This is a genomic window from Nitrososphaera sp. AFS (assembly GCF_009898475.1).
Lineage (GTDB): Archaea > Thermoproteota > Nitrososphaeria > Nitrososphaerales > Nitrososphaeraceae > Nitrosopolaris.
This window is the reverse complement of record NZ_QURE01000004.1, coordinates 1-25,742: the sequence shown is the minus strand read 5'-3', so window position 1 is coordinate 25,742 and position 25,742 is coordinate 1. Positions and strand designations below refer to the sequence as shown.

23 protein-coding genes are annotated in these 25,742 nt (G+C 40.7%); 14 read left to right on the top strand and 9 right to left on the bottom strand.

Translation table 11 applies throughout. From position 1 onward, the window contains the following. Positions 1-172 precede the first annotated feature (172 nt). The gene (locus DYY65_RS00825; RefSeq protein ID WP_236561574.1) at positions 173-799 is read left to right on the top strand and encodes a PIG-L deacetylase family protein; all 627 of its coding nucleotides are present in this window, start codon (positions 173-175) and stop codon (positions 797-799) included. 32 nt (positions 800-831) lie between these two features. On the opposite strand, the gene DYY65_RS00820 is transcribed toward DYY65_RS00825, so the two are convergent. The 3 genes from DYY65_RS00820 to DYY65_RS00810 form a co-directional block, all read right to left on the bottom strand. Further along, the gene (locus DYY65_RS00820) at positions 832-1,893 is read right to left on the bottom strand and encodes an ATP-grasp domain-containing protein (RefSeq protein ID WP_162476102.1); all 1,062 of its coding nucleotides are present in this window, start codon (positions 1,891-1,893) and stop codon (positions 832-834) included. A gap of 46 nt (positions 1,894-1,939) precedes the next feature. Further along, positions 1,940-3,625 carry a hypothetical protein gene (locus tag DYY65_RS00815; protein ID WP_162476101.1) on the bottom strand — a complete coding sequence of 562 codons (1,686 nt, stop codon included), beginning with the start codon at positions 3,623-3,625 and terminating at the stop codon, positions 1,940-1,942. A 234-nt stretch (positions 3,626-3,859) separates the two neighbouring features. Further along, positions 3,860-4,531 (bottom strand): PHP domain-containing protein, encoded by a 672-nt coding sequence (locus DYY65_RS00810; RefSeq protein ID WP_162476100.1) that lies wholly within the window; start codon positions 4,529-4,531, stop codon positions 3,860-3,862. A gap of 66 nt (positions 4,532-4,597) precedes the next feature. Here DYY65_RS00810 and DYY65_RS00805 point away from each other — a divergent pair, with 66 nt between their 5' ends. The 3 genes from DYY65_RS00805 to DYY65_RS00795 all read left to right on the top strand — a co-directional run bounded on the left by DYY65_RS00805 (position 4,598) and on the right by DYY65_RS00795 (position 8,367). Further along, a complete protein-coding gene (locus DYY65_RS00805; protein WP_162476099.1) occupies positions 4,598-5,602 on the top strand; it encodes an ATP-grasp domain-containing protein in 1,005 nt (334 codons plus the stop codon). A 573-nt stretch (positions 5,603-6,175) separates the two neighbouring features. Further along, positions 6,176-6,382: a hypothetical protein gene (locus tag DYY65_RS00800; protein WP_162476098.1), complete on the top strand. Its 207-nt coding sequence runs from the start codon at positions 6,176-6,178 to the stop codon at positions 6,380-6,382. A gap of 68 nt (positions 6,383-6,450) precedes the next feature. Further along, entirely contained in the window at positions 6,451-8,367 is a 1,917-nt protein-coding gene (locus DYY65_RS00795) for a threonine--tRNA ligase (protein WP_162476097.1), read from the top strand. Positions 8,368-8,555: 188 nt separating this feature from the next. On the opposite strand, the gene DYY65_RS00790 is transcribed toward DYY65_RS00795, so the two are convergent. Further along, positions 8,556-9,521, bottom strand: a complete 966-nt coding sequence (locus DYY65_RS00790) for an arginase family protein (protein WP_162476096.1) — start codon at positions 9,519-9,521, stop codon at positions 8,556-8,558. A gap of 320 nt (positions 9,522-9,841) precedes the next feature. Beyond that, positions 9,842-12,535 (bottom strand): DNA-directed DNA polymerase I, encoded by a 2,694-nt coding sequence (locus DYY65_RS00785; protein ID WP_370519252.1) that lies wholly within the window; start codon positions 12,533-12,535, stop codon positions 9,842-9,844. Positions 12,536-12,770: 235 nt separating this feature from the next. On the opposite strand from DYY65_RS00785, the gene DYY65_RS12110 reads away from it, so the two are divergent. Together DYY65_RS12110 and pyrI are read left to right on the top strand one after the other, a co-directional pair. Beyond that, positions 12,771-13,082, top strand: coding sequence for a hypothetical protein (locus DYY65_RS12110; RefSeq protein WP_236561572.1), 312 nt, complete (start codon positions 12,771-12,773; stop codon positions 13,080-13,082). 197 nt (positions 13,083-13,279) lie between these two features. Beyond that, entirely contained in the window at positions 13,280-13,738 is a 459-nt protein-coding gene (gene pyrI / locus DYY65_RS00775) for an aspartate carbamoyltransferase regulatory subunit (protein ID WP_162476094.1), read from the top strand. Positions 13,739-13,989: 251 nt separating this feature from the next. Here pyrI and DYY65_RS00770 read toward each other — a convergent pair whose 3' ends face one another. The 3 genes from DYY65_RS00770 to rqcH are packed head-to-tail and all read right to left on the bottom strand — an operon-like array spanning position 13,990 to position 17,199. Continuing rightward, the gene (locus DYY65_RS00770) at positions 13,990-14,640 is read right to left on the bottom strand and encodes a Mut7-C RNAse domain-containing protein (RefSeq protein ID WP_255457406.1); all 651 of its coding nucleotides are present in this window, start codon (positions 14,638-14,640) and stop codon (positions 13,990-13,992) included. Then, positions 14,552-15,142: a CBS domain-containing protein gene (locus DYY65_RS00765; protein ID WP_162476092.1), complete on the bottom strand. Its 591-nt coding sequence runs from the start codon at positions 15,140-15,142 to the stop codon at positions 14,552-14,554. The genes DYY65_RS00770 and DYY65_RS00765 overlap by 89 nt, the downstream gene beginning before the upstream one ends. Before the next feature lie 35 nt (positions 15,143-15,177). Then, positions 15,178-17,199: a ribosome rescue protein RqcH gene (gene rqcH, locus DYY65_RS00760; protein ID WP_162476091.1), complete on the bottom strand. Its 2,022-nt coding sequence runs from the start codon at positions 17,197-17,199 to the stop codon at positions 15,178-15,180. Positions 17,200-17,327: 128 nt separating this feature from the next. Here rqcH and DYY65_RS00755 point away from each other — a divergent pair, with 128 nt between their 5' ends. From DYY65_RS00755 to truD, 6 genes are all read left to right on the top strand, one after another. Continuing rightward, on the top strand, positions 17,328-17,630 hold the full coding sequence (locus DYY65_RS00755; protein WP_162476090.1) for a hypothetical protein: 303 nt from the start codon (positions 17,328-17,330) through the stop codon (positions 17,628-17,630). A 24-nt stretch (positions 17,631-17,654) separates the two neighbouring features. Continuing rightward, a complete protein-coding gene (gene cbiT, locus DYY65_RS00750) occupies positions 17,655-18,242 on the top strand; it encodes a precorrin-6Y C5,15-methyltransferase (decarboxylating) subunit CbiT (protein WP_162476089.1) in 588 nt (195 codons plus the stop codon). 87 nt (positions 18,243-18,329) lie between these two features. Beyond that, positions 18,330-19,061 (top strand): precorrin-2 C(20)-methyltransferase, encoded by a 732-nt coding sequence (gene cobI / locus DYY65_RS00745; RefSeq protein WP_162476088.1) that lies wholly within the window; start codon positions 18,330-18,332, stop codon positions 19,059-19,061. Beyond that, on the top strand, positions 19,042-19,824 hold the full coding sequence (gene cobM / locus DYY65_RS00740) for a precorrin-4 C(11)-methyltransferase (protein WP_162476087.1): 783 nt from the start codon (positions 19,042-19,044) through the stop codon (positions 19,822-19,824). Before cobI ends, cobM begins: the two co-directional genes overlap by 20 nt. Positions 19,825-20,048: 224 nt before the next feature. Next, positions 20,049-20,654 (top strand): hypothetical protein, encoded by a 606-nt coding sequence (locus DYY65_RS00735; RefSeq protein ID WP_236561571.1) that lies wholly within the window; start codon positions 20,049-20,051, stop codon positions 20,652-20,654. Positions 20,655-20,798: 144 nt separating this feature from the next. Then, positions 20,799-22,061 carry a tRNA pseudouridine(13) synthase TruD gene (gene truD / locus DYY65_RS00730; RefSeq protein ID WP_162476085.1) on the top strand — a complete coding sequence of 421 codons (1,263 nt, stop codon included), beginning with the start codon at positions 20,799-20,801 and terminating at the stop codon, positions 22,059-22,061. 499 nt (positions 22,062-22,560) lie between these two features. On the opposite strand, the gene asnS is transcribed toward truD, so the two are convergent. Further along, positions 22,561-23,874, bottom strand: a complete 1,314-nt coding sequence (asnS, locus tag DYY65_RS00725) for an asparagine--tRNA ligase (protein ID WP_370519251.1) — start codon at positions 23,872-23,874, stop codon at positions 22,561-22,563. Positions 23,875-24,006: 132 nt separating this feature from the next. Here asnS and DYY65_RS12105 point away from each other — a divergent pair, with 132 nt between their 5' ends. Further along, the gene (locus DYY65_RS12105) at positions 24,007-24,153 is read left to right on the top strand and encodes a hypothetical protein (protein WP_201449235.1); all 147 of its coding nucleotides are present in this window, start codon (positions 24,007-24,009) and stop codon (positions 24,151-24,153) included. A gap of 447 nt (positions 24,154-24,600) precedes the next feature. After that, the gene (locus DYY65_RS00720) at positions 24,601-25,218 is read left to right on the top strand and encodes a DNA replication complex subunit Gins51 (RefSeq protein WP_162476083.1); all 618 of its coding nucleotides are present in this window, start codon (positions 24,601-24,603) and stop codon (positions 25,216-25,218) included. Positions 25,219-25,742 lie beyond the last annotated feature (524 nt).

Genomic DNA, 25,742 nt, shown 5'->3' with positions numbered 1-25,742 from the left:
AAAAACAAAATATTGTCAGCAGCTATCCAAGCAGATCAGAATTATCGAAATTATAGACTCGAAAAAAGTAATGCAGTCGTACATAGCACCTCTAGACCGGGTCGCGTCGAACTATCGGTTACCGATATTCACGATTTGAACGTTAAAGCCAGAGGTCATTTCATTGAGTAAAATGGAGTCAGTAGTTGTTTTTGGTGCCCACCCTGACGATATAGAGATCGGTATGGGCGGAACGGTAGCGAAGCTAACTGCTCTGGGATACGATGTAAATCTGGTAGTTGCCACCTTACCAAATTTCGTCAAGATAGATACTAAAGAAGAAAGGAGAAGAGAGTCGGTGATGTCGGCAAAAGTTATGGGCTGTAAGATTCCTGAATTTCTGGATTTGTCCCCTGATCAAATAATGTTTGGCAGGCATTTTGTTACGTTAATTGATGGAATTATTAATAAACACAAGCCAAAGTTCGTATTCACCCAGTGGATTGGCGATTCACATCAGGATCATCAGGCGCTTACGAGGGCGGTCATGGCGGCCGCGCGGGATACAGGCAATTTATTCATGTATGAAACAACTATACCCGGAGGAATAACAGAGAATGCGTTTCGGCCCCAGTTGTACGTTGATATCACCTCCACTCAGGAAACCAAGACTAGTGCGCTTAATTGCTTCGATTCACAGAAGATTAGGTGCGGACACCTTTGGATTGATGCAATAACAGGAAGATCCGCTTATAGGGGATATCAGAACAATACAAAATACGCCGAAGCTTTTGAAGTGATTCGCGTATCGTTATGGTAATCAGTAAAATTCAAGCTCATGTTAAATCAGAATCAAAAATAATCTGAGATTAGAGAATCGTTAGGACCTACTGCACCAGTGCGCAATAACCCCTCGTAAGTACGAAAACTGATATACACTTCGTTCCAATATCTCATACAGACTAGCCTCTTGTATTCCTTCAACTTAATTTCTTCGCCCAAAACTGTATTACGGTAAACAATATCAGGCTCGTTTACCCCAGCGACAGAGCGCATGGGGCAAGTCGCGGAAAAACGCGGATTTATTTCGAATATCTTCAGTCTCCTCCTTACTAACTTTGCCTGTATATTGATGGCGCCTATTCCGCCCAACTTCATCCCAACTTCCTCGGATGGTTTACGCACATCTTCATAATCGTCGATAAGTGCCTTATACGTCTGTCCACCTTTGAGAGTCTTTTGGATTGAAACAGATGACATCACATACTCTCCACGTCTGTCGATTGTTACACCAGAAGTATATTCAGCGTGATTTTCATCTATGAACTCCTGTAGGATGGGATGCCAACCAGCTCTTTGGATGTTAGAGATGGCTTGATGCATTTCGGAGTGTGAACCAACCACATGAAAATTTTTTGACCCGTATCCTTCTCTGGGTTTTACAACGATAGGATATTTGAACTCTCTAACAAATTCATCTGCATTTTCAGGCAGTGTGGATGCAGCGACGTCCAGGTTATTTTCCTTTAAGAAAAGGTAAGTCTTCCATTTATCCCGCGCAATATTCAAAACCTCCTTTGGGCTAACTAGGACTTTAGCGTTCGTTTCAGATTCGATTCTTTTTCTTGAATCCCCAATTATTGGTATTTCTTCATCTGACCCTACGAAAATTGCAGCTATTTCCTCTTGCTTTGCTATTTTTAAAAGACTTTCTACATATCGAGTCGAAGTGGCTGGTGGGAGCAAAACTCCCTTATGGCATCTGTACAAGCCAGCTGCCTGTGCGTTCATATCGGCAGCAATAATTCTGTACTTCAAGCCGTTATCTGACTTGTTGGCAAGCTTAAGAGATTTAATGATGCCCTGTGCAACTATTCCGCCCGCGGCAGTAACTAAAACTTTGGCATTAACCATAAGTGATACGAGCCAGATTTGATCTTTCCAACTACTAACTCATGCGTTAAGGCGATAATGTTACAGCCGCTGCTAAACTATCATTTCTTAGCAGATTACGTCTCCATAACATCTCAGTATTGATAATGCCAAAATTTACCACGTAGTCAATAATAGAAGATTTTGTTTCTAAAGCATTCTTTACCTTTTGGGCCACCTGTAAAAGTTGACGAATATTTCGTTGTTGAGTCTTGAAGCTAAACAACCTGTCTAAAACCATATCAATAGGTTGGCCTTCTTTGACCCGACGTCTACGGTCTGCAAGCAGAGGCTCAATTTTTCTCTTATATTCTGAATCTTCTTTTTTGAGCTTTCCTATATAATCTGCAATTTCTGCTTGTTTTGAATGAGGAAGCTGTCTTAAAGCTTCTAACCTCCCTATACCGTTGTAAACATCCTTACCTGCCCAGATTATGGTTAGCGGCATATGGATCTTTAATTCCCGAAAGACCATTGCCCCAACCACTGTATAACCCAGGCTACCGCCTGTTCCAGAGGCGTAACACAGGACCGATAGCTCTCGAGCCAGCAACAATAATATCGGGATCGCTCGCGGCGACAGTCGGTGAATCGTCCCCTCTGGCAAGCTAATCTCATTCTTTCGGCCCAAATCAACTTTTAGACTGGTTTTACATGACATACACGTACCGACTAATGCTATCTCGCCCTTGGGATCTTCGCGCAATTTAGTGGAAGCTTTGCTTCCACAATTACAATGCAACCAAAGAGGTGCATTCAAGTAGGAAGCTGAACTAACACCGGTATTTATCCCAGCATGAAGAAACATATTATCTGCTCTGTTCAATGACTTAGAATACCTCGAAAAATTTGCGATCAAATATTTGAATCCACTCTCAAAAACAGGAGAAATATCAGACAATCTTACGAACAAAGTATCGTAACCCCATTCCATATTTACTAGCTGAGATATTAAAAAAGAGTTGAAGTTTGAATAATTCTTCGCCAATGCATAGGATTCTTCAACCTTGCTCCAGAATAGCTTAAAATTATTCATAACCGCTAAGTGGTCAGTATCATGGCTCTTGCTAGCTAATGAATGTCTGATCCAATTGAAGATTTGAGCCTTCCAATGATCGACTATCGATCTTCCAGGAAGGGGCATGTTACAAACTAGCTGCCACCTCTTTGACTCGTTAATTGGCATTCGCAGTTGAAGCCTGCCGTCGACGTGTCTTGTGCTAGGAAGTTCAGCAAGACGTATGTATGCGTCGTCCATGAAATCGTGATCTACAATCAAAAACAAATTGACAATTTTACTCGCTGGTTTGCGCTGCTGTATAGTATTCATTAGCGTCTGGAGAAGCACAATTTTCTTGAAAATCCCCCCGAAAGCAAAAAGGTTTGGTTGATGGATAGAAACAAAGATGCTAGTTTCAGGATCGCTTAGCAATCTCAATTTATCCATTACTGAGGAGGAGGCAGTGTTAGCCTCGCGATGAAATTTGTCGATGAAGGGTTGTAATCTGAGCCTGTTATTTAACACAATCTCACTAGTGGTTTGTTCGCCCACTTGCTTTGAGATCGCCGAGACCGCCTCTGACAAACTTTGTGGTATAGATGAAATGTAGTCGGATATTAATGGCTCATTTACCTTCGCGTATTTTGAGAAGAGAGATCTGACTTCCAGAGAACTTCCAAGCGCTGCTGCCGACTTCGAGTCTCCCACTAACATATGAGGCTCCGAGGTGTATATAAATTGCTATATAAGAATGAATTCGTCGATACCATCAGCAATCGATCCTCCCTTGCAGGCTTACATAATAAGAAATAACTAGCTTTGCGTAAGAAAAAGTGACAAGTAGAATACCAATGCTGATTAAACTAGAACATTTTGTAACCTGAAAATTTCCGATTTTGTTTTTTCTCCAACTAAATTTAGAAACTGCTTGATGACCTTCCCTCCAGTCTATATACGCCTCTCTTTTACGAGGGATACCAAATCCATAACGTTGCTGAACCGGCCCACTTCATTTAAACAATGAGCATCGCTCCCCAGATGCATCCTCACTTCTTGTTGGACGAAGGTGTTAATCCAATTGACAGCTGGTCGGTGATATTTGGCGTTTATTTCAACAACCTTGCCGTACTTAGACATCAGAGCACCAAGTTCTTCAATTTCCTGTGCTTCAATCTGGAAAGTAGGTTCCGGTGCGAGATGTCCGATTACGTCAACGTAAGGATTTTTAATGACTTTATGTAACGCATTTAGCCAGATATCTTTCTTATGGTAAAGAGTGTGGAAGCTTGCCACGATAAAATAATTTTTTGCGCAGAAATCTGGACAATCGATCGAGCCATCTGCTAATATTTTTGCCTCAAAGCCAGCTATTATTTTAATGGCGGTGTTCTTGCTGATAGCATCTATTTCTTGCAAGTATTCTTTAATCCAACTTGAAGTAGTTCTAACATGCTCTGTGAAAGCAATAGTCACGAGATTCAGATTTTCGGCCTGCTTTACTACGTTCTCAATCGTAAGATCGCTAGCAGAATGATCATTATACTTAGAGTGAACGTGGTAATCCTCTGAAAGGTTCACAAAGTACGATTCGAACGTCCTTATAAATGAATTACCAGACAACGATCCCGCGGGTGCACAAATGCTTATAAGTTATATGGTTTGTACGACTCTAATTGGTTATGTAATTTGTCTAAGTTTATTACTTCAACTATCCTAGTTCCTGGATCAGCGGGCCCTGCAGGCATTAACACCATTAAAGCCTTGAGGATGGCCGGCTTTGATGGTAAAATTGTTGCAACTGATTCTAGCTCTTTGTCTGCGGGTTTCTTTATGGCTGATGTGAATGAGGTAATTCCGGAGGCTGACGAACACACGTTTATTGAGAAGCTATTCAATATAGTAAGGTTCCACAAAGTGGGCATTTTGATGCCATCATCTGGTTTCGATATCTACCCATATAGTGAAAATCAGAAAGAGCTTGCAGAATTGGGAGCTATTGCTATTGTAAGCGATAGAGACAAGCTGGAGATCTGCCGAGATAAGATGTTAACTTTTCAAACTCTTTCCCAAAAATTCGCACTTCCTTTCACCACAGCAGACTCCACCGGAATTCGTGCATTTCCTGTTCTTGCAAAGCCTAGATTCGGCAAGGGCAGTAAGGGGATAGTCAGGATTGATGACGAGTCAGATCTGAAGTATATTTTGTCAAAGCGTGATGATCTTGTTTTCCAAGAATATTTGCCAGGGACTGAATACACCGTTGATGTACTTTCGGATTTAGAAAGTAAACCCTTGATGGCAGTACCGAGAATTCGTATGCAAACAAAGGCGGGAATCTCGACAAAGGGGAAGATTCTGAGGGATTTCACATTAGAAGAAGAATGCATGCAAATTGCTGAACACATTGGAATTAGGGGTCCTTGCTGTATGCAAATGAAAGAATCCAACGACGGAGAACTGAAACTTATAGAGGTGAATCCTAGAATGGGAGGTGGGACTATTTTTACAACCTTGGCCGGGGCTAACTTTCCTGCAATGCTTATAGATCTGATCGAAGGAAGGGAAGTATCCATTCCATCAATCTCAGAAATAACTGTTGTTAGGTATTTCGAAGAATTTGTACTCACACATGGGGAAGAAAAAATACATGTTGGAGCCAATTTACTATCGAAGACAGGTTTTCGAGCATAGGCCTATCACAAGATATAATTTGAATATGAAAGACGTTTATTAGATGACATGGCCAATTTCCAGTAATCTTCATTATGACGATGCAAAAGCCAATCGTCATGCCAAGGCTTACCACTATGGCATCCCATCTTCTTGGCCTTTTTCTATTTGTCTGGGCCTTCAATTTGTTCAATTATCCTTTAGAAAAGGTCATTATGCTTTATGCATTTTGAAGCTTATATTCAGTAATATATATTTCCATCAAGACTAGCCACATACAGGCAACAAAATTATCACTCATGTTCGAAAGTCAAGCTGAAGATAACCATATACCCTGAATACGGGAAATTGAAACAAAACAATTCTTCTGATTTCCGACTCAAAACTAAACTCTTTCCAGACGCTACAATAGGGATAGTCATTCTATCAGCCGTGTTTATCATACCGTCCTAAAGCCTTCTAAAATCAAGTGCAATACTATCATGATATCTAAAACGCAATCGAACCTATTCTTATACATTGATATCTTTGGAATAGACTATCGCTTGTCTAGATTAGCTTTATATCTTGCCTTGCTCCATAAGTGAAGGAATCATGGGAAGGGTGGACAAAGGAGTAAACTGCAGTGTTCAAGGCTGTGAAGAATCCGCCCAGCGCTCTATGAGCGGTAGCAAAGCAAGAATGGCAACTGACTTGGTCGTCAATTCGGACAAAAGAGTCTACCTGTGCAGAGCGCACTACAAGGAATGGAAGAAATCCACAAAAGAAGATAGGGAGAACGAAAGGGCCCGCTGGCAATAATATAACCCTCAACTATGAGCATGAATAAACTTTATTATTTCTCTACTATACTAACTTTAGGCTATTAAATGCGGCTTCTTCAGCTACATACTGATTTTGTGGAATATTGTCCAGTCTCTAAAGAGATAGCACAAGCAGAGCAGGATGTTTCCAAGGAAAAAGTGCACCTAGAAGATATTGTTGTGACTCTGGTTGCCATCGAGAATGGAGATGATGAGAGACTCGCGAAAACTGCAGCAGATGAAATCAGAACGTACCTGGCCAAGCTAAAGACAAATAGAATATTGATCTATCCGTATGCACACTTATCATCCGATCTTGCTCCTGCCGAAAGTGCAATAGCAGTCATAAAGTCGATTGAGAAATTTGCAAGGGCTTCAGGTTTCGATGTCTACCGCGCACCATTCGGATGGACTAAAAGCTTCGCAGTTCAAGTCAAGGGTCATCCTTTATCAGAGAATTTCAAACATTTATTAAATTCAAGTGATATTTCCGCGACTCTTGCTAGTACACCAACCGGTGTATTGGATGGGCCACGAGAAAAAGTTTCGGTTGCGCTTAGCGAAGAGGAAAAATTGGAATCCACATGGTGGATCCTAGAGCCTAACGGAAAGATGTCTCCTGTTGCCGACTATGATTTTAAACCTTCGGATATGAAACTACGAAATTTCGTGAATTATGAAACTGCAAAGCGCAGGGCCGCAGACGAGCAGCCGTCTCATATCAAATTAATGAAAGGGCTCGGAATCGCAGACTATGAACCTGCTTCAGATCCCGGGAACATGCGCTTTTACCCAAAAGGTAAATTGATGAAATCGTTGATAGAACAGTACGTAAGTCGAGAGATCGCTAGATATGGTGGCATGGAGGTTGAAACCCCTGTAATGTACGATTCTAAACACCCATCAATGGAGAGCTATTTCAATCGATTTCCTGCAAGACAATATGGGCTTACGAGCGACAACCATAGACAACTCTTTTTGAGGTTTGCAGCATGCTTTGGACAATTTTTGATGGCAAAGGATTTTATGCTTTCATATAAGCATCTTCCTTTGAGGTTATACGAACTAACCAGATATAGCTTTAGAAGGGAAAAAAGCGGAGAACTTTCGGGTTTGAGGAGGCTTCGGGCATTCAGCATGCCAGACTGTCATGCATTTTGTATGGATATAAATCAAGCTAAGGAGGAACTGCTAAAAAGATTTAATCTCTCTTCTACCGTTATCAACTCGATTGGTCTTTCCACTTCAGAAACGCTCGAGATGGCAATAAGATTCACTCAAGAGTTTTACAATGAGAATCGAGACTTCGTAATCAAGTTAGTCGGCAAATTCGGAAGACCAGTCTTAGTAGAGCTATGGAAAAAAAGATCATTTTATTTCATTCTGAAGTGGGAATTTAATTTCGTTGATAGTACTGGGAAAGCCTCTGCGCTGTCTACTGACCAGGTGGATATAGAAAATGGTAGTAGATATGGAATTGAGTTCGTCGCCGAGAACGGGGACAAAAAAAATCCTGTCATTCTGCATAACTCGCCTAGCGGTGCGATTGAAAGGGTTATCTTTGCATTACTCGAGAATTGTTCAGAGATGGGGACCAAGGGTGTTAAACCTTCTTTACCGCTTTGGCTTGCTCATACGCAGGTTCGGATCATTGCTGTCGGCACGCGGCACTTAGACAAATGCAAGCAGATCTGCTCTGAGCTTACTGAACAGAAAATAAGAAGTGACATAGATGACAGGGATGAATCAGTTTCAAATAAAATTCGACAATCTGAAGTTGAATGGATTGATTATACACTGGTAGTCGGTGATAAGGAAATAGAGGCTGGGGTATTTGTAGTGCGTAAGAGAAATCAGGGACAGCACACCAAGGTCACGATATCGCAGCTCATTGACGAAATCCGTCTGCGAACTAAGGGAATGCCTTATCTCCCTTTAAATCTACCTGCTTATCTCTCGAGCCGCCCGATTATAATGGCCTAGTACGAAGACATCTCTAGGTTGGCCCAACTGCATCAAACATATAATCTAGTAGGCCAAGCATTCCAATGAGGTTTGCAAACGCCATTTATGGCGCAAATTGTTCGTTCGGTTATAACCAGATTATTTATTGGATATTTTAAGGCAAGGCTTGAGACTAACTCTAGAGGCCATTATGCGCTAGGCAACTCCTACAAAAGGGATAGCATCCGAAACATGGTTTGGGATGCTAGTGTGGCTTCTCTGTAATCGTTATTCTTCAAGCTAACTTCGACCATATCAAAACCAACAACTTTCGCAGATGGGGATATACTCTTGAGAATGAGGCTAACTTCGAATGGATTCAAACCGAAAGGCTCAGGCGTGCCAGTACAAGGTACGTATGGCATGTCAAAGACATCTATATCAAATGATATGTAGATATTTGCATTTTTTGTCACCTTTGGTAAAAAAGCTAAAAGATCACTTGGACTTTCGTGGATCTTCCAAGCATCATATGTCACAACCTGATTTTGTTCTGATATCTCATTTTCTTCCTTGTCGGCTTGCCTTGTCCCAATTTGAATTATGTTCCTTCCCGGTATATGTCCATTTTTCATCAGGTGGTAAAATGGGGTAGTATGACACATTTTCAATCCTTGATATTCCGGCTTCATATCTCTATGTGCATCAAAATGAAGTACTATGGGATCGTAGCAGGAGATGGCCTCAATTGAATAATATGAGAGCGTGTGTTCGCCTCCAATCATAACCGGAACTTTATTTAATTCAGAGATTAGCGAAGTAATATGATTTATTTTTCTGCCCACATAATCTAAGGCGCGTGTAATAATCGATGGTTTTTTGCTTAGAACGTTGATATGAGACCCTGAAAGTTTCAAATCGCCAATGTCAAAAATCTTAGCTCGATCCGAAACATCATATCCTTCTTCAAAAAGGAAACTCTCAATTTGTCTCGCCGAAGTGAGTCTTATTGCTTCTGGGCCCCTCTTTGTTCCTCGGCCAAATGAGGTCGTCATCTCAAAAGGGACACCATATATTACTGCATTAGACTCTTCAAATGAAATACCTATAGGAAGATCTGCAAAGTTATATTTGCCTGGAGTTCGCTCCGGTGAAATGAAATAATTGGAAAGAGTGTTTAGGTAGTTAGTCATTTATTTAAGGAATATGTTGGACAAAGTTTGTTTCTTTGTTTCTTTTTATTTTGAAAGGTTGTACGCTATAACATCCTTCCTGGAACTGGGTAAATTTGGGAATATATTTTCAATGTTGCTTCGATTGAAGTAATTCGTGCACACACAATCAAAAATACCAAATCGACAATCAATTCCGAATTTTGTTAGCAAATAAATTCCCTTCTACGTGTTTGAAACACTCCAACACCAAAACAAGCGAGCAATACAGTTGAGATCGACGATATTTTTAGTCAACCCAAATAAACTTGCTTGATTAATATATGCTTCCCCAAATAGCACTAGCTACCCCAGAATAAATCGTCCAAATTCGATTGCCGAGGTCTACCTAACAGCGACTTGAACTGAAAATTTAGCGATGAAAGCACTTGATCTAACGTTGCTTCCATTGCGTCAATATATTTCTGTGTATCTATTTCCTGTGGCGTGGCCAGTTCAAGCGGTTTGACTCCTTCACCAGTCTTAGTTTTGACGTAGGAGACAATATCACCTGCTTTGAGGTCCCTGCCCAAGTCGACAAGCAGTCTGGCAGCCTTGATATGCTGAGGCAGACCCTTGTAAACTGTTGATTTTGGGTCTCTTCCATCTAGTGACATTTTTTGCCCGGTTCCAACTGTTTTGCCATACTTGCCAGGAGATTTATTTATCATTACATTAAATGTTAAGTCCTCCAACGGAATTCTTCTCTGTTCCAAATTACTCGCATTCTCTTGAATAATGTGTTTAATCATTTGCTTGGCGGATTCAAAATCGCTTTCAGAATTTACCTTGCTTAATATATTTAGAATCTCGTAAAAAGCTTTTCGGATAAATGGAGGAGTGTGAGATTTCTTACCAGTAAGGCCTTTGACATCTACCGTTCCATCAACTAGAACGCCCAGATAATTCTTCTTGAGGGCACTGAACACCACATAACGATAATGCTTATCCATCTCTAAATCGACCCCAAGAGTCGTTCTCGCCCATGTTGATACCTCGTCCACTCGCTTGTCCGAAGGATTTTTTAGAAAAAGCGAATCAGTGTCTCCATAGATTACTTCAATACCAACCTGTTTACATTTCTCAATAGCGTTAGCTGTGGTGCTCCTTCCGATAGTAGCTGTTGCGTCTGCTACCGGTAAGCAATACAAGGGAAAAATCTCTGCACCCATTACCCCATAAGCTGCATTTAATATGACCTTGATCGCTTGGGAGACAACACTATAAAGTTGCTGTTCTTCCACAGCTAATGATTTCTCCTTTGAAAGATATTTGTAATAATTTACCCGCAAATCTCGTAAAGAACCTATCAATAGCGATGTTATGCCTCTTTTCTCTTTGCATATCCAGTGTGTAGTATTCTGGATATGCTGCTTTGGATCATTTTTACATGACAGATGGGGGCAATTGACTGTTTCATAAGAAAGATTATGAACTTTGATAATGCTAGGATATAGGCTCGCGAAATCTACGACAATGACATTAAAGTGTATGCCTAGTACTGGTTCTACCACCAATCCGCCTCTGTATTTCTTTTCTTTTATAATGGCACTTGTTGACGCGCTACCTTTCTCTTGTAATTCTGCTCGTCTAGGAATCAAAGCCCTACGTTTGCGATGTTCAAAATATAAGATTCCTCTAATCCACTGGTTAACTCCAAATCGTGAAATGTCATCAAGTGATAATCTGCTTATTCTGCATATTACCACTAATAGCTTAATCAACAGGTTATCATTGAACGTTGTTAGGCGCAAGGTAAGTTCGGCATCTTTCAAACAGTATTGGGCAAGGGTTTGTTTTGGTAGACTACTAATATCGCCTTCGAACTCCAGTTTGGTATCATCGAGTAGTGCTTCGCAAACTGCCTTTAATGTAAACTCTGAATATTTGTGGCTAAAGGCGTAAATCTGAACTGACTTGTTTTGAAAGGTTCTAAATAAGTCTAGATGTAATCCATTTTTCGTTTGGATTGGCTCGGCTTGAATTCCACGCTTGATAAATGTATCTTTCTTTACAATTATTGGAATCTCATCCTTCGAAATTGGCTGCTTTGTCGCAGGATCAATTCTCTGGTCCTGAGATCTTGCATAAAGGTATGGGAGGTCAAAATCGTCCCCGTTGTAAGTCACCAAGATAGGATAAGAACCGATGATTTCAAAAGCCCTTTTCAGTAACTCTTTTTCGGTTTTACAGATTTCCGCTTCTTGAATAAATGGAATATCAGAATTATCTCCTGTCTCGTCTAAAACAAGCACTTTCCTGTAACCATCAGAACCTGCAAATCCTATTGCAATAATTTTTCGATCATGATCCCGTGGAGTGGGCATTCTTCCCTCCTCAGATTCAACCTCGATGTCAACAGAAAGTCTTCTTAGGTTGGGAATGGGTTGATTAAGTAGATTCGCCCAGTCGGTTAAGTATTGGCGATACTGTTGGCTGTCAGCGACTCCTGCTTGTTCATTGATTTTGTCCCATAGAAGACTCTTTAACTCTAGCTGGACCTTCTCTGAAATTTGATGTTCAAACTTGTCAATAATTTCACCTCTCCTAACATAATATGCACCAGGAATCAGTCCAGTGTCATAGAGATAGTTTTCGTGGTATTTTATATCAGCTTCCCACGATGTTATTTTCTCTCTGATGCTGTTATCGGTGCCACCAATTGATAACGGATCAGGAGCGATTATTTTGACCACATCTATCTCTTTATCTTTGATTAACTCGATTTTTTTTGTCTGTTCCAGCTTAAACTTTCTTTCAGATTCAACTATCTTCCTTAGCTGCTCAAGGTAATCCATTTTTGTATAGCAATACGGTTTGTGATTTGTCCGATCCCGCCAGAAGCATATAATATGTCGCTGCAAGTCATAAAATTTGAGGTAAACTTTCTGCTCTTCACCAACGTAGATCGCCGAAAGCAAGATTGCTGGAGTGTTTTCTGGTAATTCTTCCAGATCTTTGAAAGTCCTTTTTTTAGTTGCTAGAGATGCTTCCACTTGTTTCAAGGATATCAGTTTTAAATTCATAATAAAAGCTTACGATTACGTTTACAAAGAGTAAACATGTCTCTAAGATGTGCTGTATAATAGGTCAAGTCTACCTCGCCAGAGTTAGATCGGTCCTTGTGGGATTAATTATTTTGTCCATCTTGATAAATTGCCTCGACTCGTTTTAATTTATATCCTCATATGGGACTAAACCACCACTTCAATGCCGCTCCAAGATTTCCTGTTGCCTCAAGAAAATGTAAAATTTCACAGCAATTCTCTCGTTCGGTATGGTGACAAGAGATATAAAGTTTTGATTACCGACAAGCGAATAATCCTTTTTGCCCAAAGAGGGCACATTTTAAAGAGCGATGATATTGTCAGTGAAAGACTTGATCGGCTTCAGGGTCTAGAGTATTCAGAAAAGGGTTTTCTCTTTAAAGTTTCTAAAATTTCTATCCTGGGAACGACCAGACTAGATATTATTGGACCTTCCTCTGAACTTAGACCTATGTTTCTTAATATGCAGTCACTTGTCAATAGAGACAAAGATTGAAGCGTGTCGAAAAATAGATGCTTGCTTTCTTGGACTGTCAGTCCTAACACCAGCTTCGAGAACATGGAGCTCATCCGTAGTATTCTAAGCGTAGGATTGAGATTGCCACTTAAATTTCGCGGTGGATAGAACCGGAAATTATTCTTGTTCATCATCTTTATTATTGCGAACATCAGAAGGTGATTAAGGACACCCGAATGTCAGATAGCAACCAACTCCTAGTTAGGCGCATTAGGAATGGAACAGTGATAGATCATATACAGTATGGCCGTGCTATGTTCGTATTACGAGCTCTCAACATTACCGGCAAGGAAGGAAACGTTGTCACTGTAGCTTTGAATGTGCCGAGCAGCAAACATAAGAAAAAAGACATAATCAAGGTAGAGAACAGATTTCTCGAAAAGGACGAAACTAACAAGCTAGCCTTGATAGCTCCTCATGCGACGATTAACATTATACGGGAATACAGACTGGTCGAAAAGCGGAAGATAGTATTACCAGATTCAATAGTAGGAATATTCGGATGTCCCAACTTGAATTGTGTCACAAACAGTGAAGACATCAAATCAACCATAGACGTTATTGATAAGACTAAAATTGTTATGAAATGTAGATACTGTGGTCGGGCGCTCACAGTCAATGAATTGGTTTCGTAGTCGCTTTGCGATTACCTCATTTTAACAAATATGCAGTTATGATTTTGCTTGTATTATTACCAACATTGAAACCGTCGAATATTCAAACAATATCTATGTAAGAACTCCAATTATGTGAGTGAAATTTTCATCATTGATGGTAAATGCGACCAAATAGAATTCATCCATGCCGCAGCTTCAATTCTTCGTTCCAAAGTTCACAAATAACGATTTGACTCTTTAACTTGTGAATCCTTTTTTTCGATTTCCGTTCATGCCAAATGCATCCTCCAGGAAACGAAATCTAATCTGGGGATGGCTGAGTAGTCTACAGTATACAAGCTTAGTTCTTTAAGTAGTTCCAGTATTCGTCCGTCTATCCTCTTGGAAAGTGCTTTGAGACTCTTATAGTGGCTTCCTTCCCAGTATATCTTGTCACATCCGCAACATCGGAAAAATTTATGATCTGCAGCAAAATCAAGAATTTCCTCTTTAAGACCAGATTTGGGGACTTCAACAGTCCTGCCATTGCATGCTGGGCACCGAGGCCTCCCATGCATGAAAGTGCTTAACATAGTTCCGTAAATAAAGAAAACATGCGCAATATCCCCCAAATCGCCCAAACCGTTAAGCAGGGTGCCTTTAGCTCGCAATTTTAGAGCTCTCTTGTACATGTCTTTATCACACGTTAAGATGACTCTGTTATGTTTTATTCCTAATAGGATTATCTCAATGTCTGGTTTATTTTTTGTATACCATGTATCGAACCCAAAGAACCGCAGCTTTCTAGCTACACTTCCTAACATCGAATCTACAATAAAGGCAGGTTCTGGCTTAGCTAATAACCTGTTCGCCTCTGCATTCTTCGCAAGAGAATGTCCCGTCTGCGAATTGCAACAAATCCGACCATTCCCCACACTCATCACAATACCCGGAGATGAGACCCGCTGAACGACCAGTTTCTCCTCTCACTATCGCTGCTTTTTCAGAGATTACATCCACAAGATCCGGTGTAACTGCTATTACGTCTGAAGCCGAAATAATGCCAACTAGCCTTTGTTTATATATGACGCCAAGCCGTTTGATGTTGTGCTGTCTAAGCAATCTGGCGGCTTCGGTTACTCCTTCTTCCCCTTCTACCGAATGTAATTGTTGCATAATGTCAGCGGCTTTTAAAGTGCTAGGCTTGGAGTCAGTAACAACCGCATTCGATACGATGTCCCAATCGCTGACAATTCCGACTGGAGTTTCGCCATCCATTATTATGATGCTACCAACTTTATGATCTCTCATTTTGACTGCAACCTCCTTTACATTGTCGGTAAGAGCTGCTGAAATAACCGGACTATTCATAATGTCTCTAACCAGAACCCTTGTAGTCATATTTGCGTCCCTATGCTGTCTAGTTAGCTCCTTCTTAACCACGACAGTTAATTCACTTCTAGGTTTAATTACTTTGCTCAGATCCCTGAACCAACGGCTTCTGATTTGCCTTTTTCAGTGATTATGATCTTTGAGTGACCAGAGGGTATCGTCCTAGTTATGTCTGCCAAGCCCAATAACTTTACATAATTTAATAAATCACTATTTTGTTTTTCTATGCCTAGTATTCCCAAAGTCACTCTTACTAGTTCTGACTTTACTTTCTTAGATAGCGCATTGGGGTCTAGGCCTCCAGGTGCTAATTGAGAGTAGATCTCCGATCGTCTTTTTATTGCAGAAGAAGGACCGCAAACCATCACGTAGTGTGAACTTGCTTTAGATACACCAATTGCCAAATTTATTCCGATCCCTTTTATGTAGTTCCTTTTACCTTCAATCACAAAAGAACCTTTGGGGAGAAACTGGCCTGTCGGAGCCCCTCTTTTAATTTGGCTCGGTTCGACCCAATAGGCGTCAGCGCTTGATAGTCCGTCCTTCCACGCGCGGCTAAATGAGACAGTTGCCTGTGCCACTTCTAATATGCTCTGATCTACATTCTCAGACTGCTTTGCTCCTTTCAGGATAAAAAATGGTGAACCAAAAACTTCGGCGTGGAAAACTAAGTCATTTTCCGCTAAATGCTTTCGTATAATCGCAGAGTTAGACGTTGCGTCTCTTCCTCCAATCGAGAGCAACCCTTCGCTAGTAATGAACCACCTATATCGTTCGTACCATTCCTTTGAGGTTTGTTCACCTATTCTGACCTTGCTTTGGACTGCGCTAGCCCTATTTCTAAGATTTTCCAACTGTTTGTATAACTTTGTTTTTGCTACGTCAATAGAGCCGCAAGCTTTCTCCAGCTCTTTGGCTCTTTCGAACAAAAGCGATGAAATTTTTGCGAAGCTTGAACCATTTAGAGGCACTCGTTCGCCTGAGACTTCTAGGAATTTCTTTCCTTTTACCAAAACTATATCTGCAGAATCGGAGGCTAGGCCTTCTCTAAGTGAGCTATTATCTAGACTTTCGTTATTCGCATCTGTAACTGTTGACATTAGTCTACTTGCGACCTTCCGAATTGAGGTAGATTTCAAGATGACTTGTTCCTTTGCCTTATTCTGTTCCTCTATGTCGTGCTCTATAATCGCTATCTGCTTGTCGAATTCTGTGGTTTTTACGCTTCCAAGTCTATCGGTGATCTCATTGGTGAGCACTTCGTCTACAGCATCCATGAAGGAGGCGGTCCTTATGGACTCAGACTTGGAATTTGATTTCTGGCTCCCTGCTGTCAGTTCAATTATTGCGTCCCGCGCTTTTCCTTTCTCATCTTCTATTATTATGGCCCTGAGATTTTCGTTGTTAAGCTTGGCGACTAAATCAAGGATAGATTCATAAATCCGCGCCAATTCGTCATCGGAGATATGCCCTATATCCGGAGCCAATATCTTAGCTCTTTCAGCTATTTGCTCTACAAACTTTCTTGGGATGGATAAATTTCTTCCCAGCCAACGTAAAATGTCTAAATTTTTTGGTTCCGTCTTATCTCGCATTATTTTTAATTGCTCAAATGAAAGGTCCAACACGTCAGCACCTCTGGTTGGCGGAGGATGATATTCAAGTCCTTTTTTTAGAATTCTGTGCCTTACTTGTATGGGATTTAGAACAGCTAGAATTCGCATCGTTTCATTGCATAGTATTACGTTGCCATTGCCAAACAATTCAACAATGATTGTAACTACCCTGTCATCGAGGTGCCTGAACCTTAGGTCAATAATTCTCTCGCTTCCGCTTTGAACTATAGATTCGATCCTAGCCCTTTCGACTTCTTGCCTGAGATATCTAAGAAGATCGCTTTCCTCTGCCTGTTTAAATCTAAATCTTGTAAGCCATAATCCATTTACTGATAACATTAGCGAGACGTCAGGTTCTACAGAATGATGTAGCTTGAAAAGGAAGGTATCTCTCGTTATTCCTACGATGCCGCTAACGTAGTAACCTGGAATCAGTTTTGAGTTAATCTCATTTATTAGGTGTCTCACCTCAATTCCAGATAATTCCAACATCTTACTTAGTATTACCGACCACGAATATATTAAAAACCATATTAATATACTAAAGTGTTTGGTGTCATGCAAACTTCGTAGACCGCAAGGAATTAAACCGAGTAGAAATTAAGGACCAAGTAACAGAATTGGATCCTCTAGACAGGGTTTTTTATATGCGGGCTATTCTAGGCCTAATCGCAGGTATATCTACAGGCCTTTCAATTGCTCCAGGTACTTCTCAGGGCCTGGCTATTGGCACTGCGGTACTAATAGGGCTTATCTTTTATATCGTCTCTTATCAAATAGCAAAACGCATCGCCAAAAACGTTCCCAAGAACGATAGGCGTAAGTTGGCAACAAATGGGATATTCCCATTTATCTTCATGTTAATAATGTTTATGATTGCTATTTACACTGGCCTGCACGAGAATTTGCCACCATTAAAATAGCCGACCCAAAAATAACGGGGTTGGATGGTTTGGGCATACCGTACAGCTGGGATCCCTGATAATTTATTTGAAAGATCTGAAGAGGTACCTATTACTAAGGAGGAGATTCGTGCACTTGTAATCAGCAAGTTACGCCTAAGGGAGAATTCATGGGTGATCGATGTCGGTTGTGGTAGTGGTAGTATAACTGTGGAACTTTGTATACAGCTTCCAAATGGCCAAGTGTTTGGTATTGACTCTGACGAAGCTGCAATCGATCTTACAAAAAGGAACCTGTTGAAATTTGGAATGAAGGCAAACTTGTTCTTGGGCCAAGCTCAAGAGATTCTTCCAACTTTGCCCCAAGTTGACGCGGTAATCATTGGCGGTAGCTCCGGTGACCTGACGAGACTTGCAGATTTAGCCCTTAGCAGACTTAAGACGGGTGGCAGGATAGTATTTGACACTATTCTAATTGAAACTTTATGTCTCATTAATGGCCTGATAAAGAAGAATTCTCTTTATGAGATAGATATCACCCAGGTGATCGTCACAAAGTCAAAGGTGATCTCGGCTGGTACTATGATGGTCGCAAGAAATCCTGTGACAATAGTTTCAGCTGCGAAGCCATAAATGATAACTGAATTAGAATGAAGCAACGCTCAACACGAAAGGTCGCAGGGGTCTAATATAAATAATCTAATCTAAAGGAATTTATGCATGAAATTGTTTTGTGTTGGCTGCGGACCTGGCGATCCTGAACTACTTACTGTTAAGGCGGTAAGAATTATCGAGACCGCAGAGATGATTTTTGCACCAACCAGCAGAGATGGAAAGGCGAGCATTGCACTCTCAATTGTGCAAAAACATGTCAGAAAAACAGCTAAAGTTGTTAGTCTTGTGTTCCCGATGATCCGTGATAGAGAGTCATTGAAAGGCAGATGGAAAGAGAACGCTCAACAGATTGCAGACGCAGTCAACAAGGGGAAGCAAGTGGTTTATCTGACTGTAGGGGATCCATCATTGTATAGTACATGGATCTACATTTACAGGGAGCTAGTTTCCAATTATCCTGACATAGAGGTAGAGATCGTGCCTGGAATTACGTCTATATTTGCATTTGCTGCTCAGGCAAAGCTCAGTATTGCTGAGGGGGACGACTGGGTTGCCATCGTCCCAGCATGCTATGACTTGGAAAAGGTAAAACAGGCGGCTGATTGTTGCGATACGCTTATCTTCCTTAAGGATGGTAGATATTTCGAGAAAGTAGTTGAGATGCTATCTAAATCCGGATTCGCAAATGACTCAATTTTAGCGATTGCTCAGGATATTTCTGTTGGCGGGGAAATAATTAAGATGGAGAGACTCGAGAATTTAATTGGCGTCAAGGGCCCTGTAGAAAAGTATTTTTCAATAATGGTAGCAAAGAAGGATGGCCTACATAGAAGCTAATACTGTTTACTTTGTAGGCTCAGGTCCAGGTGACCCATCGCTTATCACCATCAAGGCTAAAGAATTATTGGAGAATGCTGATGTGATCGTATATTCTGGATCCCTTTTGAACCCTAAACTATTAGAGTACAAAAAGCAGGATGCAGAGGTTTACGATGCAGCCCTGTTGGACAGGGAGAAAATTTATCAAATACTTGGAAATTCGACAAAGAAGGGAAAACTTGCGGTGAGATTTCATGACGGAGATCCTGCTCTCTTTAGTGCGATTAGAGAGCAAATAGACAAATTGGAACAAGATGGAATCAAATCAAAGGTAGTACCCGGCGTGACTGCCCTACTTGCAGCCGCGGCAGCCATGAATTTGGAGTTGACATTGCCAGGCAATACTCAAACGGTAATAATTACCAGAGCAGAACTACGAACTCCAGTGCCAGACAGAGAGAAAATTTCAGAGTTAGCTAGGCATGGCTCTACAATGGCTCTGTATTTGAGCGTTCATCTAATAGACCAAGTAGTGGGAGAAATGCTCGCATCTGGATCCTATACCAAGGATACACCTGCAGCGATCGTCTATCGAGCAAGTTGGAATGATGAGAAGATCATTAAAGGCAACCTTGGCAATATAGCAGGAAAAACAAAGCAATCTCACATAGTGAAAACAGCCGTAATCATAGTCGGAGACGTAATTGCCCCAAAAAAATATGAGTTTTCAAAGGTCTATGACCCAGGATTCACGCACGGCTTTCGCAAAGCGGAGGACTAATCATACAAAAGAGCCAGATTTCTGTTCTGGCTGGCGAATATTAGGCTACGCTAATACTGAGATGTCTGTCATAAGTCAGTTTGGATTGACATAGGTTACATATAGCGAGGTTTATGCCCACCTGCAAAAAACAATCATCTTCTCGGATTATCTCGGATTTGAGCCAAGTTTGATAATCCGACTATGTTATAACACCCCAATACCTATGATGCATAATGTCTGTTTTGACGGATTCATACATGGGCATGTTTTTGCCCGAAGATATAGGCCACCGTATAATTCATTTTATTGAGGGAAGGATACAATTTCCATTTATTAATAGCAATGAACTAATGGGTGTTTTCTTTATTTTCGGAAAAAACCACGGACTCTCTGACAAGAATAACGTCTTGGAAGCAACTGATCTTGCAAAAAGAACTATTGCAAGCTTAACCAACACTGCACGTAGTTATCACGTCTCGGCTACAGCAGAGGATTCTACCTTCATTCGGCACAACTACGCAAAAAACATAATGCAACTCTCGGTCGAGCTTAGCAGTGACCATACAATTGATTATCCCTCACAAGTCCAGAGGAATAGAAGAATAGCCGGCGACCCGAGAATCCTGACAGATTGTTACTCTCAACATATAGCTTATTTTAGGCAAGATCAAATATTCGAGATTTTCCCACCATTTGATAATCAAAATCTTCCAAGCCCGCTGAAAAAGAAACTTCAAGGCAGGATGGTACTTTTAGGATACAATGTTAAAGATAGAAACTCGTTACCATCCTCGAGTACCTTGCTTCCCTTTCTAAACTGGTTAAATAAGGTTGACACCAAGCAATAAACTGCAGGTGAAGCATTTGTTATTTGGCAGACTTACAATTCACCGTATTATCTTAAAGATTCTTTTTTATCTTGGAATTTGGATTTATGCTAAAATTGGGCAGTTAGTTATCCCAAGTAGCCGATAAATACTGGTTTGATCGCAATGAGATACAAAGCACCTATAATAGACCATCAGGTCGGCATAAAGTGCTATTGCACAGACTTCGGTGGAGTGGGTGGAGCAATCAAACAACAAACTAAAGATTTCTACGTTGTTGAAATTATAGATCCTTCTGTCTTGGGTAAATTGACTGAACACCAAGATGAGAACCATAAATTTCCACTTTATGTTCTTGAAAAGAGCAATATTGACTCTAATCACGCTGTAGAAAAAATCAAAGAAAGGTATGGCATCCAACTACGCGTATTGGGCATTAAGGATGCAAAGGCAGATACTTTACAATATGCGACGACAAACAAATTAAAAAAATTTAAGAGAGAAATTCGAACGAGTCAAGTCTCGCTGAGCCTTAAAGGTTTCACCAGCAGGCCGATTAGCAAGAGCATACTTCTTGGAAACCAGTTTTCTATAGTAATTAGGACAAATCAATCAATGGACGCTCAGCAATTCAAGAGAGAGTTAAAACATATTGCAAATTTCTATGGTTTGCAGAGGTTTGGAAGCAGACGGGCAGTTACTCATTTAGTCGGCAAGGAAATAGTAAGTCGAAATTACAAAAGGGCAGTCGAGTTGCTTTTATCTTACACAACGCATTACGACTCTGCGACAAATAAGGAAATTAGAGAAAAGAGCCAAGATCCCAGAAACTATCCTGGACTTGTTAGGAGTATGCCTAAAGGCATGGACATCGAACGTCACCTAATGTATGCCGCCTTGGATGGCAAAGACGACATAATTGCTTTAAGAACCATTCCGATAAATATACGCCGATTATTTGTTCAGGCATATCAGTCATACATTTTCAATCTTTGTCTAAGTGAAGTTTTGTTGGCAGGGCAGGATATACTCGAAGGTAAGCAAGGAGATTTGTGCTTTGAAGTTGAAGGCCCACTAAAATTTGGAAAAGTAAGGAGGTTTGATCCAACCTCAGATTCTGAATGTAATACTGTACCTGCCGTTAGCTTAGCTGGTTATGCATATCAAGCTCGTGAGGGTCGGTTTGAGTCGGTCACAACGAGCTTACTAAAATCTGAGGGTATTGTCTCAAAAGACTTTTACATCAAGGAAATGCAAGAATTGAGCACGCGAGGAGGTTACCGGCAGGCTCAGCTGTGCGCTACAAACTTCTCGATGGATGGTATGGACCCACTAGCTGTCTCGTTTAGCTTGCCATCAGGTTCTTACGCGACGACATTATTAAGGGAGATAATGAAGCCCCTTGATCCAATAAAGTCTGGCTTTTAACTTGACTAGTCAATTAGTTATTTGGAGACCATACACCAATCCTCGGTATGTTGCACGTCGATTAATTTCTAATTCTTATTCACAAGTTTATGTCTCGACATCGCATCACAATTCAATCCTAAGCCAAGTTAGGGAATGCCCATACTGGACCACCCTTGTTCCTACCTTCATTCAAGAGCTAGGACTTAGTCCCACCATTGCTCTAGCCGTTCTGTGGCTACGCATTTCACCGATTCTCGTCAGCTTCGTCATCTTCGTTCTTTTCGTCTAATTCGTCGGCATCGTCAGCACGCTCGGAATACCCTAAAGAGATGACCCACATCTTCAAACCTCCACAATTAATCTTATTGAATGTATCCGTTTTCTCAAATTGGAGAATTTAACATTAACTGGATTTTGCTTCAATAATGAAGCCTGTAAAGTTATACTGCATATCCCTTAAACAAGACATGATAAAACTTAGAGTAGTTTTGCTTCAATTTTATGGCTAGTAACCAAATCATGGTGTAACCCTCGACATAGTCCTGGGGAACAAAACTACATCTTTAATGTCTTCCATCCCAAGGATCCATCTGACCAACCTATCCATTCCTAAACCAAAACCAGAATGCGGCACACTTCCATACCTTCTCAAGTCTAAATACCATCCATAGGCTTTGGGATCTAGAGACTGCTTTTCAATTCTTTTTTCGATGGACTCAACGTCGCTTTCTCTTTCGCTTCCGCTACTAATCTCTCCAAAACCACGAGGTGCAAGCAAATCGGTGCTAAGAGATATTTCAGATTTGGTTGGATCCTCTCTGACATAGAATGGCTTGGTGTCTATCGGAAATTCATAAACAAATAATGGCTTGACGCAATCCTTTGTTAACTCACGCTCTGATTCTATATTTAAGTCATCTCCCCATTCTATCTTACGATGAGCTCCATCTCCGCAAAGCACGGTGAAGTCTCTAGAACGTAGGATATCAACTGCTTTTCCGTATGACATCCGCTCGAATGGAGGGCTAATCGAGCTCAACTCCTTAACGTTTCTATTTAGAAATTCGAAATCTGGTGAATTATTGGTTAGCGTGTTTTGAATTATGAAGGAGACCAAATTTTCTTGAACTTTCATGAGCTCCTCTTGATACATCCAGGGAGCTTCTGCTTCCAGATGAGTAAATTCAGCAAGGTGCCGAACAGTGCGTGATCTTTCCGCCCTAAATGACTCAGTTATACTCCAAACAGGACCTAGAGCAAACACCATTGCTTCGAGATATAATTGAGCACTTTGAGACAAAAACGCGATTCGATCGAAATACTTAATTTCAAATAAACTTGAACCGCCTTCAACGGCGTCTTTTACTATGACAGGCGCATTGATTTCTAGCCAGTCGTTCTCTATAAACCATTGACGCGAAAATTTGAGAATAGAAGCTCTAATCTTTGCAATAGTACTCATTCTTCTAGTCCTAACTGCAAGATGTCTGTAGTCTAGGAGCAAATCTTGGCTTTGATATTCGCCAATCGGATAGTCTGCTGGCGCTGTTCCGAAGATTTTCAGATCTTTTCCCCTAATCTCGTATCCGCCTTCGGGAGCTCTTGCATCCTTTTTAACATTTCCACTAATTTGGATGCAAGATTCAATTGTGAGGTCAATAGCCTTCTTCGTGGGTATTGTAAACTGAATCACTCCCCCCCTGTCATCGCGCAATAAAACGAACGTTATTTCCTTCTGCTTCCTAATGCGGTGTATCCATCCTCTTAGTGTAACCTCTTTTTCGTCATAGTAGTTTGATTTTACGTCATTACACCTAAGATAAGTCGACACCCAATTTAGCGAGCTGTTGCTACACATAAGTGTATAGAATTGGTTGAATGAGCACACATAAACAACATGCAACTTTCGGAAGGACCTTTTGGGTTGATGCACTATTAAATAGAAGCGCTTACATTGGTACGTATGGCTAAATTCGATGGCGTAAAAGGTCAAGAGCTTCTAGATGTGGAGGTAAGTGACAAAGAGATAACCCTTATTTTCAAAGACAATCGATTTCTTTTTGTGAGACTTGAAGATGGAAGGATTGCATGCGAATCTGTCCCTGAGTAAGTAAACTTTTAGTTTGGCGTGCAGACCTCCAAACTTTACGGGGTTTGGAGGACCTAGTAAATGTAAGGTTTCTGCTGGATAGAATAGTTGTTTTTTGTTTGAAGAATGTGCTTTTCTTTTAGTTAGCTGACCGATTCCAATCTTATTTATGCAACACTCATATTGAGATAATGAACCTGCGACAGCTAGCGCGGTTTAGGTATCTCAATAGCGCTCTTAATTAATAATACCTATCGCACACACTCTTTTTTGAATATAATCTTATGGTTGCGATGCTCACTATATGACCATTAAATATTTGCTACCTAAGAAAAAATTATCCATTAGTCTAGTGTGTCGTAGCGTCAGTACAGATGAATGAACCAAAAAAGATTGTTTACTTGGGAAACTCGCATAAATCATATTAGACAAATAGGTGTATTGACGTAATCAAAAGGATCGATTAAAGTGGCGGATAATAGAGGCGTCTATAATGGATCTCAAGCCATAATTGATATAGTAAACCTTCTCAAGAAAGAAACTCAGGCAACCACCTTACAACCCGTCCCGTTTGATATTTATTCAAACGCGGCAAGCACCATCCAAGCCCTCAGGATCTCTACCTTTGAGGGCCTAGAAGGCCTAATAGGAAGTGCTATGATAGAACTACTTTCTGATTCAATTAACCTTCTATTTAACTCACGGTATCAGAAAATGATGGATCACCTGGAAGCCATGCCGAACTCATCAGGACCAGAAAAAGCTCCTGCTCCCGCGCCAATAGACTATTCGAAAATGACAGACGAGGAAAAGTACTTTTTGGAAGTTGCGAGAGATCTCGGAAAGAGAAAAATTGAAATGCTCAAAGCATTAGACATCGGAAATCCAGAAATACTTGAATCGCTCTCAAAAGAGGTACGTTCTAAACAAATAGTGATCATGTTTCTAAAACCAATGGAACAATTTATGGGCGTAGATTTCAATAAATATGGCCCGTTTTTGAAAGAGGATATAGCAGCTCTTCCTGCCGAAAATGCAAGGTCCCTCATAGAAAGCAAAATTGCGACGGAATTACACAGCAAATAACGTACGTAGAATAGGGCGGGTAATCCTATACCCAATAGCGTAATGCGGCATAGTAATTAAGTTAATGAATGAGATCTGCTTACTCGTAAAAAATCAAAACGGAGGGTGGAGACATAATCGATTGTCAGTTTTGCTTGAACACTTAATCTCCACAACTAGGCATAATCAAATCGAACCACTGTAATAATCGATTGTGAGTTTGAATTTACAATCCTTCTAGGATAAATCAATGTGGCGGATAAAACAAAAATGAGCATTCGGGTTCCACATGACGTATTGACCAAGACTGAACTGCGACAAGAATCTTTCTCACTTTTGGCAAATCAAAATATGTCCGGATTGCAACTACACCTAATCGATTATTTCCAGTCTGATTTTTTTCAGCGTTGAGTTTCTTTTATCGCCCTATTTTGAACTGACCAGTTTCACTCAGGTGACATTCTCTGTTCACGACGACCATCGGAAGTTAGGATGAGCACAACTAAATTGGTATTAAGATTAGGCTAATCTACTGGTTTCTACAA

What these genes read in the sequence shown, in the direction of transcription:
- DYY65_RS00825 (WP_236561574.1), top strand. Translation starts at nt 173, where the DNA reads ATGGAGTCAGTAGTTGTTTTTGGTGCCCACCCTGACGATATAGAGATC.
- DYY65_RS00820 (WP_162476102.1), bottom strand. Translation starts at nt 1,893, where the DNA reads ATGGTTAATGCCAAAGTTTTAGTTACTGCCGCGGGCGGAATAGTTGCA.
- DYY65_RS00815 (WP_162476101.1), bottom strand. Translation starts at nt 3,625, where the DNA reads ATGTTAGTGGGAGACTCGAAGTCGGCAGCAGCGCTTGGAAGTTCTCTG.
- DYY65_RS00800 (WP_162476098.1), top strand. Translation starts at nt 6,176, where the DNA reads ATGGGAAGGGTGGACAAAGGAGTAAACTGCAGTGTTCAAGGCTGTGAA.
- DYY65_RS00795 (WP_162476097.1), top strand. Translation starts at nt 6,451, where the DNA reads ATGCGGCTTCTTCAGCTACATACTGATTTTGTGGAATATTGTCCAGTC.
- DYY65_RS00790 (WP_162476096.1), bottom strand. Translation starts at nt 9,521, where the DNA reads ATGACTAACTACCTAAACACTCTTTCCAATTATTTCATTTCACCGGAG.
- pyrI (WP_162476094.1), top strand. Translation starts at nt 13,280, where the DNA reads ATGTCAGATAGCAACCAACTCCTAGTTAGGCGCATTAGGAATGGAACA.
- DYY65_RS00770 (WP_255457406.1), bottom strand. Translation starts at nt 14,640, where the DNA reads ATGAGTGTGGGGAATGGTCGGATTTGTTGCAATTCGCAGACGGGACAT.
- rqcH (WP_162476091.1), bottom strand. Translation starts at nt 17,199, where the DNA reads ATGTTGGAATTATCTGGAATTGAGGTGAGACACCTAATAAATGAGATT.
- cbiT (WP_162476089.1), top strand. Translation starts at nt 17,655, where the DNA reads ATGGTTTGGGCATACCGTACAGCTGGGATCCCTGATAATTTATTTGAA.
- cobI (WP_162476088.1), top strand. Translation starts at nt 18,330, where the DNA reads ATGAAATTGTTTTGTGTTGGCTGCGGACCTGGCGATCCTGAACTACTT.
- cobM (WP_162476087.1), top strand. Translation starts at nt 19,042, where the DNA reads ATGGCCTACATAGAAGCTAATACTGTTTACTTTGTAGGCTCAGGTCCA.
- truD (WP_162476085.1), top strand. Translation starts at nt 20,799, where the DNA reads ATGAGATACAAAGCACCTATAATAGACCATCAGGTCGGCATAAAGTGC.
- DYY65_RS12105 (WP_201449235.1), top strand. Translation starts at nt 24,007, where the DNA reads ATGGCTAAATTCGATGGCGTAAAAGGTCAAGAGCTTCTAGATGTGGAG.